Below are 17,069 nucleotides of genomic sequence, written 5' to 3' on the forward strand. Positions count from 1 at the left end.
GCGCCCGTGCGCCCCCGGACGGGACGGGCGACTTCGTAGCGTGCTGGTGTGACCGCCGCCCCCGAACCCGAGCAGCCCGCGCCACGGCTCGCTCCGCGTCGGCGTCTGGGTGTCGGCGCGGTGATCGTGCTCGTGCTGCTGGCGTTCGCGGTCACGGTGGGGATCGGCATCTTCCGCGGGGCCACGGGCGCCGAGACGGTCACCTCGTCGTCCACGCCCGCTCCGACGGAGAGCGGCCCGCCCTCCGCGGGGGTGTATGTGCACGTGGCGGGAGCCGTCCGCGCCGCGGGCCTCTATCGACTCGAGGTGGGCGACCGGGTGGCGGACGCCGTCGCCCGGGCCGGCGGATTCGCCGACGACGCCGCCCGCGACGGGGTGAACCTGGCACGCGCGGTGACCGACGGGGAGCAGATCGTCGTCCCCGTCATGGGGGCCGAGCCGGCGGTTGCGGCAGCGGCCGGAGCGGCGACATCGGGGCCACTGGATCTCAACTCCGCGACGCGCGAGCAGCTCGACGCGCTGCCGCGGATCGGCCCGGCGCTCGCGGATCGCATCCTCGCCTGGCGTGAGCAGAACGGTCGCTTCACGAGCGTCGATGACCTCGGCTCGGTCCCCGGTATCGGCGACAAGATGCTCGCGAGCCTGCGGGATCTGGTGCGGGTATGAGCGAGCGACGGGCCCTCCGGAACCGGGCGTGGCGACCGGTCGCCGTGGCCACCGCCACGTGGATCGGTGCCGCCGTCACGACCGCGGCACCGGCGGCGTGGATGGTGGCGGTCGGGCTCACGGTGGCGTCCGCGGCCGCCGGCATCGTCTTCGCCCGATTCCGACGCCCGGCGCTGCTGGTCGTGACGATCGCACTCGCGTGCGCCGCCGCCTCGGGAGGGACAGTGGCCACGCTCGCGACCACCCGACAGGCCGTCGTCGACCTCGAGGTCGACGGGGGTCGCCATCTGCGCGTGACGGCGACTGTCACGGGCCATGTGTCCGGCAGCGCCGACGGCGGGGCCTGGTTCGATGCGACGGTATCGACCGTGTCCGCGGGCGTGACGACCGTTCGCGGGGTGATCCCCGCCCGGATCGGGGTCGACGCCGAGGGGCGGGAGCGCCTCTCCGCCGTGGGGCAGGGGAGTGAGATCGTGCTCTCGGGACGGGCGATCCCGGCCGATCCGGCCGAGCGCGCGGTCCTCGTGCTCCGCGCGAACGAGGTCGAGCGCGCCCCTCCGCCGCAGGGAGTGTGGGCGACGTTCGAGGGATTGCGCGACGGACTCGTGGCCTCCACCCGCGGACTGCCGCAGCCCGGCGCCGGGCTCATCCCCGGACTGGCCGTCGGCGATACGTCGAGTCTCGACGCCGCCACCGAGGCGGCCATGACCGAGTCGTCGTTGTCGCACCTGACGGCGGTGTCGGGAGCGAACTGCGCCCTCGTGGTCGGGGCGGCCTTCGCGCTCCTGGCCGTGTGCGGGGCTCGGAGGTGGGTCCGGGTCACGGGCGCGCTCCTCGTCCTCGTCGGGTTCGTCGTGCTCGTCACCCCCGAACCGAGCGTCGTCCGCGCCGCGGCGATGAGTGCGATCGGCATCCTGGCCCTCGGGTTCGGTCGGCCCACGGTCGGGATCGCCGTGCTCGCCGCCGCGGTCACCGCACTTCTCATCGCCGACCCGTGGTTGTGCCGATCTCTCGGTTTCGCGCTGTCGACGGCGGCCACCGCCGCCCTTCTCGTGCTCGCCCGCCCCCTGGCCGACGGGCTCGGACGATGGATGCCACGCTCTCTCGCGCTCGCCCTCGCGGTGCCGACGTCGGCACAGCTGGCGTGCGGTCCGCTCATCGTGCTGATCGACCCGCACGTGCCGCTGCTCGGCGTCGCGGCGAACCTGCTCGCCGACCCGGCGGCAGCACCCGCGACGATCGCCGGAGCGCTCGCTTGCATCGCGCCGTTCCCGTGGCTGCGCGACGGGTTGACGGCGATCGCGTGGATCCCCGCCGCGTGGATCGCCGGCGTCGCACACACGACCGCCTCCTCGGCGGCGCAGAACCTCCCCTGGCCGGACGGTCTCCCGGGGGCGGCACTGCTCGCGGTCATCGGCGCCGCCTTCGCGGTGGCGCTCACCCGGCCCCGGCGCGTGCCGCGGCTGACCGCCCTGGCCACGCTGGTCGTCGCGATCCTCGTCGGCGCGATCGGCGGGACGAGCACGATCCGCACCGTCGGCGGCGCGCTCACCGTGCCGACCGCATGGCAGGTGGCCATGTGCGATGTCGGACAGGGGGATGCCACGCTGTGGCGGTCCGGCGACGCCGTGGCCCTCGTCGACACCGGGCCCGAAGCCGAACCGATCGCCGAGTGCCTCCGGACGTTCGGGATCGATCGTCTCGACCTGGTCGTGCTCACCCACTTCGACAAGGATCACGTCGGCGGATCGTCCGCGATCGTCGGTAAGGCGGACGTCGTCGTGCACGGCCCGGTCGGTGAACCCGCCGACCAGAGGCTGCTCGATCGATACTCGGCCGGTGGCGCCCGCCTGGTCGCCGCCGCGATCGGGATGACCGGACAGGTGGGCAGCACACGGTGGCAGGCTCTCGGCCCCCTACCGGGCATGGAGCCGGGCAATGACGCCAGCGTCGCGATCGAGGTCACGGGCGCGGCATTCCCGCGCACGGTGATGCTCGGCGACCTAGGAGAGGAGCCGCAGGCCGCCCTCCTCCGCCGAGTCGACGTTCCCCACGTCGAGATCGTGAAGGTCTCCCATCACGGCAGCGCCGACCAGGATCCCGATCTCTACGAGCGTCTGCACGCCGACCTGGGTCTCATCGGCGTCGGCGCTGGCAACAGCTACGGGCACCCGACCGAACGATTGCTCGAGATCCTGCGGCGCAACGGCACGGTCACGGCGCGCACCGACACCGACGGCATCCTCGCAGTCTGGCACGACGAGGTCGGCAGGCTCACGCTGTGGCGAGAACGCCCGTCATGAACCCGAGGTCACCGGGCCCGGGCCATCCGTCACTCCGAGGGGAGCGACCCGCACGCGTCCATGGTCCACAGGAGAAAGGCCTGGTAGTCCGGATCGGTGGCAACGGCGGTGACGGCCTGCGACTGCAGGATCCGAGGGTCCGTCCCGATATCGGCGACGAGCGCGTCCGCGGGGAAGTCGGCGAGGATCGAGACGGTCTCTTCCGCCGCGGCGACGAACGTCTCGGCACCCGCAGCGACCTCCGGCGACGCCCCCTCGATCGGGAGAAGCGCTCTCGCAGCGTTCGCCTGCGCCTGGCGGGCGACGATGTCCTCCGCCACGGTTCCCTGTACCGCCGCGCTCGCCGCGGCGTTCGCCGCGCAGAACGTCTCGACGCGATCCGCGCCGGCGGGGGCGCTCGGGACCGGCGTCGGCTCCGGGGAGGAGGGCGCCGCGGGGGCGGAGGCCACGGGCGCCCCCTCGTCCGAGCGGGGCGCGGCACACGCGGAGACGCTCAGACCGAGCGAGAGCAGAAGCACGCACACACCGCCCACGGCGGAGCGGCGGGCGGGGAGTCCCCTCGACCGGTGCGATGCGTGCATGAGAACTCGCCCTCCTCGTCGCCGTAAAGACCCGAACAGCCTGGCACGGAGGACCGCCCTCCCTCAAACCGGCACCCGCGTGCGGCGGGGGTCCCCGGCATCCGTGTCCGACCCGGTCGGTAGGCTGGGGGAGTGACCCCGGCACCCCGACGCTCCGCCCCCGCGAAGGCGAAGTCGGCCATCCCGCAGATCGGCTGGCGGACGCCGCAGCCCGCGCCGATCGTGCTGGTGTCAGGCCCCGAAGAGGTCTGCGCGGAGCGCGCGATCGCGGGGGTCCGCGAGTTCCTCAAGAGCGAAGACCCGAGCCTCGAGGTCACCGACGTCCGCGCCGACGACTACACCGCGGGAACCCTGCTCGCCGTCACCTCGCCCTCCCTGTTCGGCGAACCGCGCCTGGTGCGCGTCGGCGGCGTCGAGAAGTGCTCCGACACGTTCCTCACCGAGGCGCTCGCGTACCTCGCGCACCCGCAAGACGGGGCGACGGTCGTCCTCCGGCACACCGGCGCGAGCGTACGCGGCAAGAAGCTGCTGGATGCCATCCGCGCGGGCCAGGGGAGCGGCATCGAGATCGCGTGCCCCGCGATCAAGCGCGACTCCGACCGCTTCGACTTCGCGGTCGGCGAGTTCAAGGCGGCGCAGAAGAGGATCGCCCCCGTGGCCCTGCGGTCGCTGGTCTCGGCGTTCGCCGACGACCTCACCGAACTCGCGGCCGCGTGCCAGCAGCTCATCGCCGACGTCCCCGGCGACATCGACGAGCGCACCGTCGAGCGCTACTACGGCGGCCGCGTCGAGACCTCCGCGTTCACGGTGGCCGACACGGCGATCGCCGGGCACTACGGACAGGCCCTCCTCGCGCTGCGGCATGCCCTGGCATCCGGAGCCGACCCCGTGCCGCTCGTCGCCGCCGTCGCCATGAAGCTCCGCACCATGGCGCGGGTCGCCGGCAACCGCGAGTCGTCGTCGGCGCTGGCGCAGCGCCTCGGCATGAAGGACTGGCAGGTCGACCGCGCGCGCCGCGACCTGGTCGGCTGGAGCGCCTCGACGCTGGGCATGGCGATCCACGCCACCGCGCGCGCCGACGCCGAGGTCAAGGGCGCCTCCCGCGATGCGGTGTTCGCCCTCGAGCGCATGATCACGATCATCGCCACCCGCCAGCCGTACGGCCGCTGATCCGCTGCAGACGGCTCGCCGCGGCGCTGCCGCGCACGGAGAGCCCGGTCGCGGACATGACGCTCGGAGTGTGACTGCCGCGACGGGAGGAGATTCGGCCGGGGGAGGACGCGATCAACCTCCCGCATCCTCCGCTCACCGAATCTCCTCCCCTCACCGCTCCGCCCAGCCGCCGACACGGCCCGCGGCCTCGCCATCCCCCCGAAAACGACGAAGCCCGCCCCGCGAGGCGGGACGGGCTGTCGAAGAGAGGCGGCTCAGAGAGCGGCGACCTGCTTCGCGATGGCCGACTTGCGGTTCGCGGCCTGGTTCTGGTGGATGACACCCTTGCTCACGGCCTTGTCGAGCTTCTTGCCGGCGAGGACGAGCGCCTTCTCGGCGGCTTCCTTGTCACCGGCGAGGACGGCCTCGCGCGTGCGACGCACGTGCGTCTTCAGCTCGCTCTTGACGGCCTTGTTGCGCTCGCGCGCCTTCTCGTTGGTCTTGTTGCGCTTGATCTGCGACTTGATGTTCGCCACGTCGACGGTCTTTCGTTTGAGTGAGTGTTGGAAGTGCCGGGCGAGCGGTAGAGGGGCGCTGCACCGGCGGTCGTGGAGGTCGGGAAAAACCCCACACGCAAGCCAAGGACCGAGTCTATCAGGTCGTGGCTTCCACCGTGGTGAGCGCCACGTCCAGCAGCGCGTTGAACACGCGGGGCCGCATGGCCGTCACGAGATGCGTCGTGCGCGGCACCACGATCAGCTCCGCGTCGCGCGCGACCGAGGTGAACAGCTTCTCGTTCACCCGCAGCTGATCCCACTGGCCGTTGACGAACCACATCGGCACGTCGATCCGGCGCAGCGCCGCCAACAGGTCGAGCACCGACAACGACGCGAGCGCGGTGTCCTGCGCGTCGAAGGCGTAACCGCCCGCGCCGAAGTCCTCCCGCGTCTCGGGCGGGAGGGTGCGGTCGAGCACGATGTTGGTCAGCCCCAGCCCCCGGTCCGGCAGACCGTCGAACCGCCGGGCGAGGAACCGGTACGCCGCGAGGCCGACCCCGCGGGGAACGGAGGTGCAGGATGCGGCGATGAACGCCGCGACCGGCGGCGGATCCTCGCGGCCGACGTACTCGATGGACAGCAGCCCACCCATCGAGTGCCCCACGAGCAGCACGGGGCCGCGGGTCGCGGCATCACGAACCGCCCGATCGATCGTCGCGAACGCCTCATCCAGCGTGAAGTCCTCGCCGCGGCGAGTGCCGTGCCCCGGCAGATCCACCGCGGTGACGGGATTCCCCCGCTCCCGCAGGTGCACGACCTGCGCCCGCCACATGGTCGCGGACGTGCGGATGCCGTGCACGAGCACGACCTGGACCGTCATGGCATCCAGCCTACGAACGGCGCCTGTGCACCGGCTCGGGGACGGGGATGTCCGCTCCCGCCCGTAGAATCGACGGAACATGTCACCGCGCGCCCTGAAGCCCCTCGAGCCGTCCGCCACCCCGCCGGCGCAGATCCGCAATTTCTGCATCATCGCCCACATCGACCACGGCAAGTCGACGTTGGCCGACCGCATGCTGCAGATCACCGGCGTCGTCGCCGACCGCGACATGCGCGCGCAGTACCTCGACCGCATGGACATCGAGCGCGAGCGCGGCATCACGATCAAGTCGCAGGCCGTGCGTATGCCGTGGGCCGTCGACGGCGAGACGTTCGCCCTGAACATGATCGACACGCCCGGTCACGTCGACTTCACGTACGAGGTCAGCCGCTCGCTCGCCGCGTGCGAGGGCGCGATCCTCCTCGTCGACGCCGCGCAGGGCATCGAGGCTCAGACGCTCGCGAACCTCTACCTCGCGCTCGAGAACGATCTGACGATCATCCCGGTGCTGAACAAGATCGACCTTCCGGCCGCCGACCCCGAGAAGTACGCGGCCGAACTCGCCGGACTCATCGGCGGAAAACCCGAAGACGTGCTGCGGGTGAGCGGCAAGACCGGCATGGGCGTCGAAGACCTGCTCGACCTCATCGTCGAGAAGATCCCGGCCCCGGTCGGAAAGGCCGACGCCCCCGCGCGCGCCATGATCTTCGACTCCGTGTACGACGCGTACCGCGGTGTCGTGACCTACGTCCGCATGGTCGACGGCGCGCTGTCGCCGCGCGAGCGCATCCAGATGATGTCGACCACCGCGACGCACGAGCTGCTCGAGATCGGCGTCTCCAGCCCCGAGCCCGTACCCACGAAGGGTCTGGGCGTGGGCGAGGTCGGGTACCTCATCACCGGCGTGAAAGACGTGCGGCAGTCGAAGGTCGGCGACACGATCACCAACCACCGCAAGCCCGCCACCGAGGCCCTCGCCGGGTACACCGACCCGAAGCCCATGGTCTTCTCGGGCATCTATCCGATCGACGGCAGCGACTACGCGGAGCTGCGCGAGGCCCTCGACAAGCTGAAGCTCTCGGATGCCTCGCTGCAGTACGAGCCCGAGACCTCGGTCGCGCTGGGCTTCGGCTTCCGCTGCGGGTTCCTGGGCCTGCTCCACCTCGAGATCATCACCGAGCGCCTGTCGCGCGAGTTCGGTCTCGACCTCATCACGACCGCCCCGTCGGTGACGTACGAGGTCACCACCGACACCGGCGAGGTCATCTCGGTCACCAACCCGAGCGAATACCCCGATGGGCGCGTCGCCTCGGTGTCCGAGCCCATCGTGAAGGTCGGCATCCTGTTGCCGAAGGACTACGTGGGCACGGTCATGGAGCTGTGCCAGTCGCGCCGCGGCACGCTCCTCGGCATGGACTACCTCAGCGAAGACCGCGTCGAGCTCCGCTACAACATGCCGCTCGGCGAGATCGTCTTCGATTTCTTCGACCACCTGAAGTCCCGCACGCAGGGCTACGCGAGCCTCGACTACGAACCGGCCGGGCAGCAGACCGCCGACCTGGTGAAGGTCGACATCCTGCTGCAGGGCGAGAAGGTGGATGCCTTCAGCTCGATCGTCCACCGCGAGAAGGCCTACGCGTACGGGACGCTGATGGCCGAGCGGCTGCGCAAACTCATCCCGCGCCAGCAGTTCGAGGTGCCCATCCAGGCGGCGATCGGCGCGCGCATCATCGCGCGAGAGACCATCCGCGCGATCCGGAAAGACGTTCTGGCCAAGTGCTACGGCGGTGACATCACCCGGAAGCGCAAGCTGCTCGAGAAGCAGAAGGAAGGCAAGAAGCGCATGAAGATGGTGGGTCGCGTCGAGGTTCCGCAGGAGGCGTTCATCGCCGCCCTGTCCGGCGACGTCGAGACCAAGAAGTAGCGCTCACAACCGAGAGGGGTGGATCATGCGCAGGCAGAATTTCACCGACGACACGGTCGACTATGCGGCGGTTGGCGCCACCCAGGCGCACGACCTCATGCAGTATCCGCCCGAGCACTCGGTGCCCGCGGAAGAGGCGTGGCGCATCGGCAGCGGCGAGGAGCGGTTCACCGCCGCGGGTGACCTGTTGCTGTCCTGGGCGCCGCTGCGGTCCGAGGAGCTGAGCATCAGCGACGTGCGCCCGGCGACCGACGGCGGCTACTCGGGAGTGGCTTTCGATGCCGACGGTGCTCCGGTCGCCCCCAGTCGCCTCGAATCCGAGCAGCGGTTCGCGGCCGACGGCACGCCCTTCGTCCGCCCCGGCACCAGCGTCCGCGTCCACGGCAAGGTCGACGGGCACCGGGCCGACGCCCATCTGCGCGTGATCTGGGTGTTCGAGGAGCCGCGGCGGGTGGGCTACATCCTCGGCACCGTCGGACACTCGATCGTCAGCGGCGAGGAGCTGTTCTCGGTCGAGTGGCGCGACAACGACGAGGTGTGGTTCGTGGTGCGGGCTTTCGACCGCCCCACGGCGCCGTCCTACCGCGTGTTCCTCGGTCTCGTCCGGCGTCGCCGTCGCGCGCTGTTCCAGCGGTACCTGCGAGCGATCTCGCCGCTGTACACGTCCTGATGGGCGGACCGCTCCCGCTCGGCGATCCGGCCCCCGTCGACGGACGCCTGCCCGACGATCTGTCGATCGATCCCGCCGCGGATTTCGGCGTCTACCTGCACGTGCCGTTCTGCCGTGTCCGGTGCGGCTACTGCGACTTCAACACCTACACCTCGAGCGAGCTGCGGGGGGCGCGGCAGGAGGACTTCGCCGACACGCTCACCGCGGAAGTGCGTCTGGCGGGAGGGGTGATGGATGCCACGGGCGGGCGGCGCGCGGCATCCACCGTGTTCTTCGGAGGCGGGACCCCCACCCTGCTGCCACCGGGCGACCTCGCACGCATGCTCGGATCGGTCCGGGACGAGTTCGGGATCGCCGACAGGGCCGAGGTCACGGTCGAGGCGAATCCCGACACGGTCGACGACCGCGTCGCCGAGACGTTGGCGGCCGCCGGCGTGACGCGACTGTCGATCGGCATGCAGTCAGCGCAGCCGCACGTCCTGGCGGTGCTCGATCGCACGCACGACCCGCGCAACGTCGCGACCGCGGTGGCATCCGCTCGCCGCGCCGGGCTCGACGTCTCGCTCGATCTCATCTACGGTGCGCCGGGGGAGTCGCTCGACGACTGGCGCGCGTCTCTCGAGACGGCCGCGGGGCTGCGGCCCGATCACGTCTCGGCGTACGCCCTGATCGTCGAGGACGGCACGAAGCTCGCCCGGCAGATCCGTTCGGGCGCGGTGCAGATGCCGGACGACGACCTCCAGGCCGACATGTACGAGCTCGCCGACGACCTGCTCGCCGGCGCCGGATACGACTGGTACGAGGTGTCGAACTGGGCGACCGACCCTGCCCATCGCTCGCGTCACAACCTCGCCTACTGGCGGGGAACGGACTGGTGGGGCTTCGGCCCCGGGGCGCACAGCCACGTCGCCGGGCTCCGCTGGTGGAACGTCAAGCATCCCGCGGCCTACGCCCAGCGACTGGCGGCGGGGGAGTCCCCGGCGGCGGCGCGCGAGCGGCCCGACGAGACCGCCCGGCGCCTCGAGTCCGTGCTGCTGCGCAGCCGCATCCGCGAGGGGCTGCCGGTGTCCGAGCTGCTCGGCGAGGGCCGGAAGGCCGTGGCATCCCTCATCGCCGACGGTCTCATCGAGGGCGCCGACGCGGTGCGCGGACGCATCGTCCTGACACGTCGCGGACGGCTGCTCGCCGACGCCGTCGTGCGGGCTCTCACCGCCTGAGCGCGCTTCCGACTCGGCGGCGGACAGGTGCCCTAGAATTGGCACTCAGGTGTCCGGAGTGCCAGAAGGAGGGAGCCGGCCATGGTGTCAGAACGCGGCCTGCAGGTGCTCCGCGCGATCGTCCAGGACTACGTCGACACGCGCGAGCCCGTCGGAAGCAAGGCGATCGTCGAACGGCACGCCTTCGGCGTCTCGGCGGCGACGATCCGCAACGACATGGCCCTGCTCGAGGACGAGGACCTCATCGTCGCGCCGCACACGTCGTCGGGCCGCGTGCCCACCGACAAGGGCTACCGCGTCTTCGTCGACCACCTCGCCGAGCTGCGGCCGCTGTCGACGGCGCAGCGCAGCGCCATCACCTCTTTCCTCGATGAGGCGGGCGACCTCGACGATCTGCTCTCGCGCACAGTCCGGGCGCTGACGCAGCTGACCGGCCAGGTCGCGATCGTCCAGTACCCCTCGTTCGCCCGCGCCAACCTCTCGCACGTCGAGCTCGTCGCCCTCGGCGGCCCCCGGGTGCTCGTCATCCTCGTCACCGACACCGGTCGTGTGTCACAGCGCATCGCGTTCGTGCCGGTCGAGCCGACCGAGAGCGACATCGTACAGTTGCGCGCCCGCGTGGGTGCGCTGCTGGTGGGCCGGAGCGTCGCCGACTGCGCGCAGTCGGTCGCCACAGCCGAGGCACCGCGCACCGGCAACGCGCTCGACGCGATCGCCGATGCGGTGCTGCGCGTCGTCGGGGAGGAGCTCGAGGAGTTCCGCCAGGACCGTCTGGTCATGGCCGGCGCGGCGACCCTCGCCAAACGCGAATCCGACTTCCGGGGGAGCATCTACCCGCTCCTCGAAGCCATCGAGGAGCAGGTCACCCTGTTGCGGCTGATGACCGAGATGGTCGCCGACGAGCAGGGACTCTCGGCCAGCATCGGCCGTGAGAACGAACCGTTCGGTCTGGTGGAGGCATCCGTCCTCGCCAGTCGGTACGACGGTTCCGCCGGCGGCGCGCGCGTGGGGCTCCTCGGTCCCACGCGGATGGACTACTCCTCCAATCTCGCGGCGGTCCGTGCCGTCGCGCACTACCTGACCCGGATGCTCGAAGACGACGAGACCGCTCGTTGACGGGCACCGCACCGAAACGGATCGACCCCGCATGAGCGGGCAGGAAGGCGACTGTGGCTGACCACTACGAGGTCCTCGGCGTCGAACGCGACGCGAGCCCCGAAGACATCAAGAAGGCGTACCGGCGCCTGGCCCGTCAACTGCACCCCGACGTCAACCCGGGCGCCGACGCGTCCGAGCGGTTCAAGCTCGTCACCCACGCCTACGACGTGCTGAGCGACCCCGAGCAGCGCCGCCGATACGACATGGGCGGCGACCAGAACCCGTTCGGCGGCGGCGGAGCGGCCGGCTTCGGCGGCTTCAGCGACATCTTCGAGACGTTCTTCGGCGGAACCCAGGGCGGCGGCGGCGGCCGCGGTCCGCGCCCCCGGTCGCGCCGGGAGCGCGGCCAGGACGCCCTCGTCCGCGTCACGCTGCAGCTGGGCGACGTCGTCTTCGGCGTCCACCGCGACCTCGAGGTCGACACCGCGGTGCTCTGCGAGACCTGTCAGGGCGCGTGCACGCAACCGGGGACGAGCGAGGTCACCTGCGACATCTGCCACGGCTCGGGCCACGTGCAGCGCACGGTCCGCAGCCTCCTCGGCAACGTCGTGACCAGCCAGCCCTGCAGCGTCTGCCAGGGACACGGCACGACCATCCCGTACCCCTGCGGGACGTGCCAGGGTCAGGGCCGTGTGCGCGCGCGCCGCACGGTGTCGGTGGACATCCCCGCCGGTGTCGAGACGGGCCTGCGCCTGCAGCTCCCCGGCTCGGGCGAGGTCGGTCCCGCGGGCGGACCCAACGGCGACCTGTACCTGGAGATCACGGTCGAGACGCACGACGCGTTCAGCCGCGAGGGCGACGACCTGCTCGCCACCCTCGAGGTGTCGATGCCGGATGCCATCCTCGGCACCACCACGACGATCGAGTCGCTCGACGGCAGCGTCGACCTCGAGGTGCGGGCGGGCGTGCAGTCCGGCGATGTGCTCACGATCAAGGGCCGCGGCATCACCCCGCTGCGCGGCAGCCAGCGGGGTGACCTGAAAGTCGGCGTGCACGTCGTGACCCCGACGCGTCTGGATCACAAGGAGCGCGCCCTCATCGAGGAGTTCGCCCAGCGGACGAAGGCTCCGGCGCCTCGCCTGGCCGAGCACCAGCAGGGCCTGTTCTCGAAGTTCCGCGACCGCTTCCGGCACTGATCGTGGCGCTGCATTTCGTCACCGACGACGCGTCGGGCGCCGGTGTCGGCGACGTGGTCGTGCTGACCGGACCCGAGGCGCACCACGCCGCCGCGGTGCGCCGCGTCCGCGTCGACGAGCCGGTGACGCTGGGCGACGGCCGCGGGGTGTGGCTCGACGGTGTGGTCACGGCCGCGGCGCCCAAGCAGGTGGACGTGCGGGTCACCGGTCGCGCCGAGATCCCCGCACCGTCCCCCCGCATCGTGCTCGTCCAGGCGCTCGCGAAGGGCGACCGCGATGAGCTCGCGGTGCAGGCGGCCACCGAGCTGGGCGTCGACGCGATCGTGCCCTGGCAGGCCGCGCGGAGCGTGTCGCGGTGGGATGCCAAGGCCGAGAGGGGTCTCGCCCGTTGGCGCACGATCGTGCGCGAGGCCGCGAAGCAGGCGCACCGCGCGTGGGTCCCCGAGGTCGAGGGCGTCGCGCGCCTGGCGGATCTGGTCGCGCGAGCGGGCGCGGCGAACGTCTTCGTGCTGGAGCCGTCCGCGGTCGAGAGGCTGACCGCCGTGGCATCCGATCCGCTCGACGATCGCGACGTCGTGCTCGTGGTCGGGCCCGAAGGAGGGATCGCGCCCGAGGAGCTCGACGCCCTGCGCACGGCCGGCGCGCGCCTGGTGCGCCTCGGCGACACGGTCCTGCGCACGTCGACCGCGGGGGCGGCGGCGATCTCCGTGCTCTCGGCGTCGACCGGCCGCTGGTAGCGGACGATCGCGCCCGGCCCCCTGTCGGACCCCGTCGATAGACTGGATGCCATGACCGAGCCGTCGATCTTCACGCGCATCCTCCAGGGCGAGATCCCCGCCGAGATCGTCGCTGAGACCGAGAACGCCTTCGCGATCCGCGACATCGCGCCGCAGGCGCCGGTTCACCTGCTCGTGATACCCAAGACCGAGCAGTACCGCGACGTCGTCGAGCTGGCCGCCGGCGACCCCGACCTGCTGACCGAGATCGTGGGATTGGCGAACTCCGTCGCGGCAGAACACGCCGACGGCGACTTCCGACTCGTCTTCAACACCGGCGCCGGTGCCGGCCAGACGGTCTTCCATGTACACGCCCACGTTCTCGCGGGCGGACTGAACGAAAAGAGCACGGGTGGCTGATTCCCCCGAAGAACCCGTCGTCGAGCGTCTGTACGCCGACGGCGTCGCCATGGTCCAACTCCTCGGCCCGCAGGACCGACTGCTGCGGGTCGTCGAGAAGGAGCACCCCGAGGTCGACGTGCACGTGCGCGGCAACGAGATCACCCTTTCCGGGGCAGCCGCGGCGGTGACGGCCGCCAAGGGCCTGGTCGAGGAACTGCTCACCATGACCCGCCGCGGCCAGGGGCTCGACCCGTCCGACGTCTCGAGCTCGAGCCGTATGCTGCGCTCCGACGGCGGCCCGCGCCCGTCCGAGGTCCTCGGCGAGGCGATTCTGTCGTCCCGCGGCAAGGTCATCCGTCCGAAGACCCTGGGCCAGAAGGCCTACGTCGACGCGATCGAAGAGAACACGATCGTGTTCGGCATCGGACCCGCCGGTACCGGCAAGACCTATCTCGCGATGGCGAAGGCCGTCCAGGCCCTGCAGCGCAAAGAAGTCAGCCGCATCATTCTGACGCGCCCGGCCGTCGAAGCGGGGGAGCGTCTCGGGTTCCTCCCCGGAAGCCTGACCGACAAGATCGACCCCTATCTGCGGCCGCTGTACGACGCGCTCAACGAGATGATGGACCCTGACATCGTGCCGAAGCTCATGGCCACGGGCACCATCGAGGTCGCGCCGCTGGCCTACATGCGCGGGCGCACGCTGAACGATTCGTTCGTCGTCCTCGACGAGGCGCAGAACACCACGCCCGAGCAGATGAAGATGTTCCTCACCCGCCTCGGGTTCGGCACGCGCATGGTCGTCACCGGCGACATCACGCAGATCGACCTGCCGCAGGGGGCGTCGGGTCTCCGGCTGGTCACGCGCGTGCTCGGCGACATCGACGACATCCACTTCTCCTACCTCACCAGCGCCGACGTCGTGCGCCACACGCTCGTGGGCCGTATCGTCGATGCGTACAGCGAATACGACGAGAAGCGTCTCGTGGCCCGCCGCGAACGCGACGAGGCATCCGAATTCGCTGGCCGTGCCGAACGCCGCGGCGCGGCCCGCCCCGCGGGTCCGCGCGATCACCTCCCGAGACGAAACCGCTCTTCATGACGATCGAGATCAACAACGAATCCGGCCACGACGTCGACGAGCAGGTGCTGCTGCGTCTGATGGAGTACAACCTCGCCGAGCTCCACGTGAGCCCCGACGCCGATGTCGCCATCGTGCTCGTCGACGAGGGCGCGATGGAGTCGCTCCACGTGCAGTGGATGGACGAGCCCGGTCCGACCGACGTGCTGAGCTTCCCGATGGACGAGCTGCGCCCCGGAACCGAGGACGCCCCGACGCCGGCCGGTCTGCTGGGCGACATCGTGCTCTGCCCGGCGGTGGCCGAGACGCAGGCCGTCGCGGCGAAGCACTCCACGCAGGACGAGCTCATCCTCCTCACCACCCACGGCCTCCTGCACCTCCTCGGCTTCGACCACGCCGAACCCGACGAGGAGCGCGAGATGTTCGGCCTGCAGCGCGAGCTCATCACCGGTTTCCAGGCCGTCGAGCGCCGCCGCCGCGCATGACCGCAGCCCTCCTCCTCGTCGCCGCCCTCCTCCTCGTCGCCTTCGGCGGCTTCATGGCGGCGTCCGAGGCGGCGCTGGGGGTGACCTCTCGCGCCGATCTGACCGAGCTCGGCGCGAGCGGGCGCAACGCACGCTCTCTCCAGCGCATCGCCGACGACCCGAGCGCCCACGTCACGGCGGTGGTGTTCATCCGCGTGCTCGCCGAGACCACCGCGGCCGTCCTCGTCGCGGCCGCCTTCATGCTCCTGTTCGACAACATCTGGCTCGCGTTGATCGCGGCGGCCGTGCTGATGACCGGCATCTCCTTCGTCGCGGTGGGCGCGAGCCCCCGAGCGGTGGGGCGTCAGCACGCGACCGGTCTGCTGCGCGGCGGGGCCCCGATCATCCGCGGCATGCGCATCCTGCTGGGGCCGCTGGCGCACGGGCTGGTCGCGGTCGGCGACCGGATCACCCCGGGCGTCGCCCGCTCGACCTCGTTCGCGTCCGAGGAACAGCTCCTCAGCATCATCGACGAGGCCGCCGAGAACGAGCTCATCGAAGAGGACGATCGCGAGCTGATCCACTCGGTGTTCGACTTCACCGACCGTTATGTGCGCGAGGTCATGGTGCCGCGTACCGACATGGTCACGGTGGATGCCGCGGCCACGACCCGTGAGGCCCTCGCGCTGTTCCTCGACAAGGGCGTCTCGCGGGTGCCCCTCGCCGACGACGAGGCCGACGACATCGTGGGCATGTTGTACCTCAAAGACCTCGTGCAGTTCGGGTTCCGTGACGAGGCGGGCTGGCGCGATGCGCCGATCCGCCGCATCGCGCGCCCGGCCGTGTTCGTCCCCGAGACCATGAAGGCCGAGACCCTTCTGCAGCAGATGAAGAAGGATGCCGTGCACGTGTGCCTCGCCGTCGACGAGTACGGCGGTGTCTCCGGGCTCGTGACGCTGGAAGACCTCATCGAGGAACTGGTGGGCGAGATCTCCGACGAGTACGACGCTCCGTCGACGGAGGTCGTGCCGTTGGACGACGGCCGCTACCGGGTGAGCGCGCGTCTGGGGCTCGACGAGGTCGGCGACCTGTTCGGTCTCGAGCTCGACGACGAGGACGTGGATTCCATCGGCGGACTGCTGGGCAAGGCGCTCGGGCGGATTCCGCAGCCCGGAGCCACCGCCGAGCACTCCGGCCTGGTGATGACCGGCGGCGCGTCCCGGGGACGCAATCGCGGCATCGCGACGGTGATCGTCGAGCGGGCCGAGAACGACGACGATGATGACGACGAGACGGCGCCCGCGGGCTCCGCTCGCGAGAGGAACGACAGATGAGCGCCACCCGATCCGGCTTCGTGACCTTCGTGGGTCGCCCCAACGTGGGCAAGTCGACCCTCACGAACGCGCTGGTGGGCGAGAAGGTCGCGATCACGAGCGACAAGCCGCAGACCACGCGTCGCGCGATCCGCGGCATCGTCAACCGCCCCGGCGGTCAGCTCGTGGTCGTGGACACCCCTGGCATCCATCGCCCGCGCACCCTCCTCGGGCAGCGCCTCAACGACCTCGTCGAGCAGGTGCTGGGCGACGTCGACGTCATCGCCTTCTGCGCGCCCGCCACCGAGAAGGTGGGCCCCGGCGACCGTCGCATCGCGGAATCGCTGTCCGGCTATCCGCGGGCGAAGAAGGTCGCCCTGGTGACGAAGACGGATGCCGCGACCCGCGAGCAGATCACGGAGCGCCTCATCGAGGTCGATGCGCTGCGCGAGGACTGGGCAGCGGTCATCCCGCTGTCCGCCGTGACGCGGGATCAGCTCGACGTGCTGAGCGACGAGCTGCTGGCGCTGATGCCCGAGGGTCCGGCGCTGTACCCGGACGACGTGGTCACCGACGAGTCGCTCGAGGACCGGATCGCCGAGATCATCCGCGAGGCGGCCCTCGACGGCGTGCGCGACGAGCTCCCGCACTCCATCGCGGTCACCATCGAGGATGTGGCGCCGCGTGAGGGCAGCGATCTCACCGACGTCTTCGCGAACATCGTGGTCGAGCGCGACAGCCAGAAGGCGATCATCATCGGCCACAAGGGATCCCGTCTGGCCGGTGTGGGCGCCCGCGCGCGCAAGGGCATCGAGCCGCTCGTGGGCACTCGGGTATACCTGTCCCTGCACGTGCGCGTGGCCAAGGAGTGGCAGCGCGACCCCAAGCAGCTCGGCCGCCTCGGGTTCTGAC

17 protein-coding genes are annotated in these 17,069 nt (G+C 71.0%); 14 read left to right on the forward strand and 3 right to left on the reverse strand.

The window, feature by feature from the left end; all coding sequences use genetic code 11:
- Positions 1-48: 48 nt before the first annotated feature.
- Complete coding sequence (locus tag BW982_RS01655) at positions 49-666, forward strand: ComEA family DNA-binding protein (protein WP_076490361.1); 618 nt, start codon at positions 49-51, stop codon at positions 664-666.
- Positions 663-2,969 carry a ComEC/Rec2 family competence protein gene (locus tag BW982_RS01660; protein WP_076490362.1) on the forward strand — a complete coding sequence of 769 codons (2,307 nt, stop codon included), beginning with the start codon at positions 663-665 and terminating at the stop codon, positions 2,967-2,969. The genes BW982_RS01655 and BW982_RS01660 overlap by 4 nt, the downstream gene beginning before the upstream one ends.
- 29 nt (positions 2,970-2,998) lie before the next feature.
- Here the strand turns inward: BW982_RS01660 and BW982_RS01665 are convergent, their stop codons facing one another.
- Positions 2,999-3,418, reverse strand: coding sequence for a hypothetical protein (locus BW982_RS01665; protein WP_175611008.1), 420 nt, complete (start codon positions 3,416-3,418; stop codon positions 2,999-3,001).
- 264 nt (positions 3,419-3,682) lie between these two features.
- Here BW982_RS01665 and holA point away from each other — a divergent pair, with 264 nt between their 5' ends.
- Complete coding sequence (gene holA / locus BW982_RS01670) at positions 3,683-4,720, forward strand: DNA polymerase III subunit delta (protein ID WP_076490364.1); 1,038 nt, start codon at positions 3,683-3,685, stop codon at positions 4,718-4,720.
- A 257-nt stretch (positions 4,721-4,977) separates the two neighbouring features.
- Here holA and rpsT read toward each other — a convergent pair whose 3' ends face one another.
- The gene (gene rpsT / locus BW982_RS01675; RefSeq protein WP_076490365.1) at positions 4,978-5,238 is read right to left on the reverse strand and encodes a 30S ribosomal protein S20; all 261 of its coding nucleotides are present in this window, start codon (positions 5,236-5,238) and stop codon (positions 4,978-4,980) included.
- 118 nt (positions 5,239-5,356) lie between these two features.
- Positions 5,357-6,079 carry an alpha/beta fold hydrolase gene (locus BW982_RS01680; protein WP_076490366.1) on the reverse strand — a complete coding sequence of 241 codons (723 nt, stop codon included), beginning with the start codon at positions 6,077-6,079 and terminating at the stop codon, positions 5,357-5,359.
- 79 nt (positions 6,080-6,158) lie between these two features.
- Here BW982_RS01680 and lepA point away from each other — a divergent pair, with 79 nt between their 5' ends.
- From lepA to era, 11 genes are all read left to right on the forward strand, one after another.
- The gene (gene lepA / locus BW982_RS01685) at positions 6,159-8,003 is read left to right on the forward strand and encodes a translation elongation factor 4 (RefSeq protein WP_076490367.1); all 1,845 of its coding nucleotides are present in this window, start codon (positions 6,159-6,161) and stop codon (positions 8,001-8,003) included.
- A gap of 25 nt (positions 8,004-8,028) precedes the next feature.
- On the forward strand, positions 8,029-8,673 hold the full coding sequence (locus BW982_RS01690) for a DUF1990 domain-containing protein (RefSeq protein ID WP_076490368.1): 645 nt from the start codon (positions 8,029-8,031) through the stop codon (positions 8,671-8,673).
- A complete protein-coding gene (hemW, locus tag BW982_RS01695; RefSeq protein WP_076490369.1) occupies positions 8,673-9,890 on the forward strand; it encodes a radical SAM family heme chaperone HemW in 1,218 nt (405 codons plus the stop codon). Before BW982_RS01690 ends, hemW begins: the two co-directional genes overlap by 1 nt.
- 81 nt (positions 9,891-9,971) lie before the next feature.
- Positions 9,972-11,006, forward strand: coding sequence for a heat-inducible transcriptional repressor HrcA (gene hrcA, locus BW982_RS01700; protein WP_076490370.1), 1,035 nt, complete (start codon positions 9,972-9,974; stop codon positions 11,004-11,006).
- A 53-nt stretch (positions 11,007-11,059) separates the two neighbouring features.
- Positions 11,060-12,184: a molecular chaperone DnaJ gene (dnaJ, locus tag BW982_RS01705; RefSeq protein ID WP_076490371.1), complete on the forward strand. Its 1,125-nt coding sequence runs from the start codon at positions 11,060-11,062 to the stop codon at positions 12,182-12,184.
- Positions 12,185-12,186: 2 nt separating this feature from the next.
- Positions 12,187-12,921, forward strand: coding sequence for a 16S rRNA (uracil(1498)-N(3))-methyltransferase (locus tag BW982_RS01710; protein WP_076490372.1), 735 nt, complete (start codon positions 12,187-12,189; stop codon positions 12,919-12,921).
- Positions 12,922-12,972: 51 nt separating this feature from the next.
- Positions 12,973-13,320 (forward strand): HIT domain-containing protein, encoded by a 348-nt coding sequence (locus tag BW982_RS01715; protein ID WP_076490373.1) that lies wholly within the window; start codon positions 12,973-12,975, stop codon positions 13,318-13,320.
- Positions 13,321-13,369: 49 nt separating this feature from the next.
- Entirely contained in the window at positions 13,370-14,401 is a 1,032-nt protein-coding gene (locus BW982_RS01720) for a PhoH family protein (protein ID WP_254845543.1), read from the forward strand.
- Entirely contained in the window at positions 14,398-14,865 is a 468-nt protein-coding gene (gene ybeY / locus BW982_RS01725; RefSeq protein ID WP_076490375.1) for an rRNA maturation RNase YbeY, read from the forward strand. The genes BW982_RS01720 and ybeY overlap by 4 nt, the downstream gene beginning before the upstream one ends.
- Positions 14,862-16,178: a hemolysin family protein gene (locus tag BW982_RS01730; protein ID WP_076490376.1), complete on the forward strand. Its 1,317-nt coding sequence runs from the start codon at positions 14,862-14,864 to the stop codon at positions 16,176-16,178. The genes ybeY and BW982_RS01730 overlap by 4 nt, the downstream gene beginning before the upstream one ends.
- Entirely contained in the window at positions 16,175-17,068 is an 894-nt protein-coding gene (era, locus tag BW982_RS01735; RefSeq protein WP_076490377.1) for a GTPase Era, read from the forward strand. Before BW982_RS01730 ends, era begins: the two co-directional genes overlap by 4 nt.
- Position 17,069 lies beyond the last annotated feature (1 nt).

It is taken from the genome of Microbacterium sp. RURRCA19A (genome assembly GCF_900156455.1).
Lineage (GTDB): Bacteria > Actinomycetota > Actinomycetes > Actinomycetales > Microbacteriaceae > Microbacterium.

Excerpts from the sequence above, each read along its gene's own strand:
- BW982_RS01660 (WP_076490362.1), top strand. The coding sequence starts at position 663 with ATGAGCGAGCGACGGGCCCTCCGGAACCGGGCGTGGCGACCGGTCGCC.
- BW982_RS01680 (WP_076490366.1), bottom strand. The coding sequence starts at position 6,079 with ATGACGGTCCAGGTCGTGCTCGTGCACGGCATCCGCACGTCCGCGACC.
- lepA (WP_076490367.1), top strand. The coding sequence starts at position 6,159 with ATGTCACCGCGCGCCCTGAAGCCCCTCGAGCCGTCCGCCACCCCGCCG.
- BW982_RS01690 (WP_076490368.1), top strand. The coding sequence starts at position 8,029 with ATGCGCAGGCAGAATTTCACCGACGACACGGTCGACTATGCGGCGGTT.
- hemW (WP_076490369.1), top strand. The coding sequence starts at position 8,673 with ATGGGCGGACCGCTCCCGCTCGGCGATCCGGCCCCCGTCGACGGACGC.
- hrcA (WP_076490370.1), top strand. The coding sequence starts at position 9,972 with ATGGTGTCAGAACGCGGCCTGCAGGTGCTCCGCGCGATCGTCCAGGAC.
- BW982_RS01715 (WP_076490373.1), top strand. The coding sequence starts at position 12,973 with ATGACCGAGCCGTCGATCTTCACGCGCATCCTCCAGGGCGAGATCCCC.
- BW982_RS01720 (WP_254845543.1), top strand. The coding sequence starts at position 13,370 with ATGGTCCAACTCCTCGGCCCGCAGGACCGACTGCTGCGGGTCGTCGAG.
- ybeY (WP_076490375.1), top strand. The coding sequence starts at position 14,398 with ATGACGATCGAGATCAACAACGAATCCGGCCACGACGTCGACGAGCAG.
- BW982_RS01730 (WP_076490376.1), top strand. The coding sequence starts at position 14,862 with ATGACCGCAGCCCTCCTCCTCGTCGCCGCCCTCCTCCTCGTCGCCTTC.
- era (WP_076490377.1), top strand. The coding sequence starts at position 16,175 with ATGAGCGCCACCCGATCCGGCTTCGTGACCTTCGTGGGTCGCCCCAAC.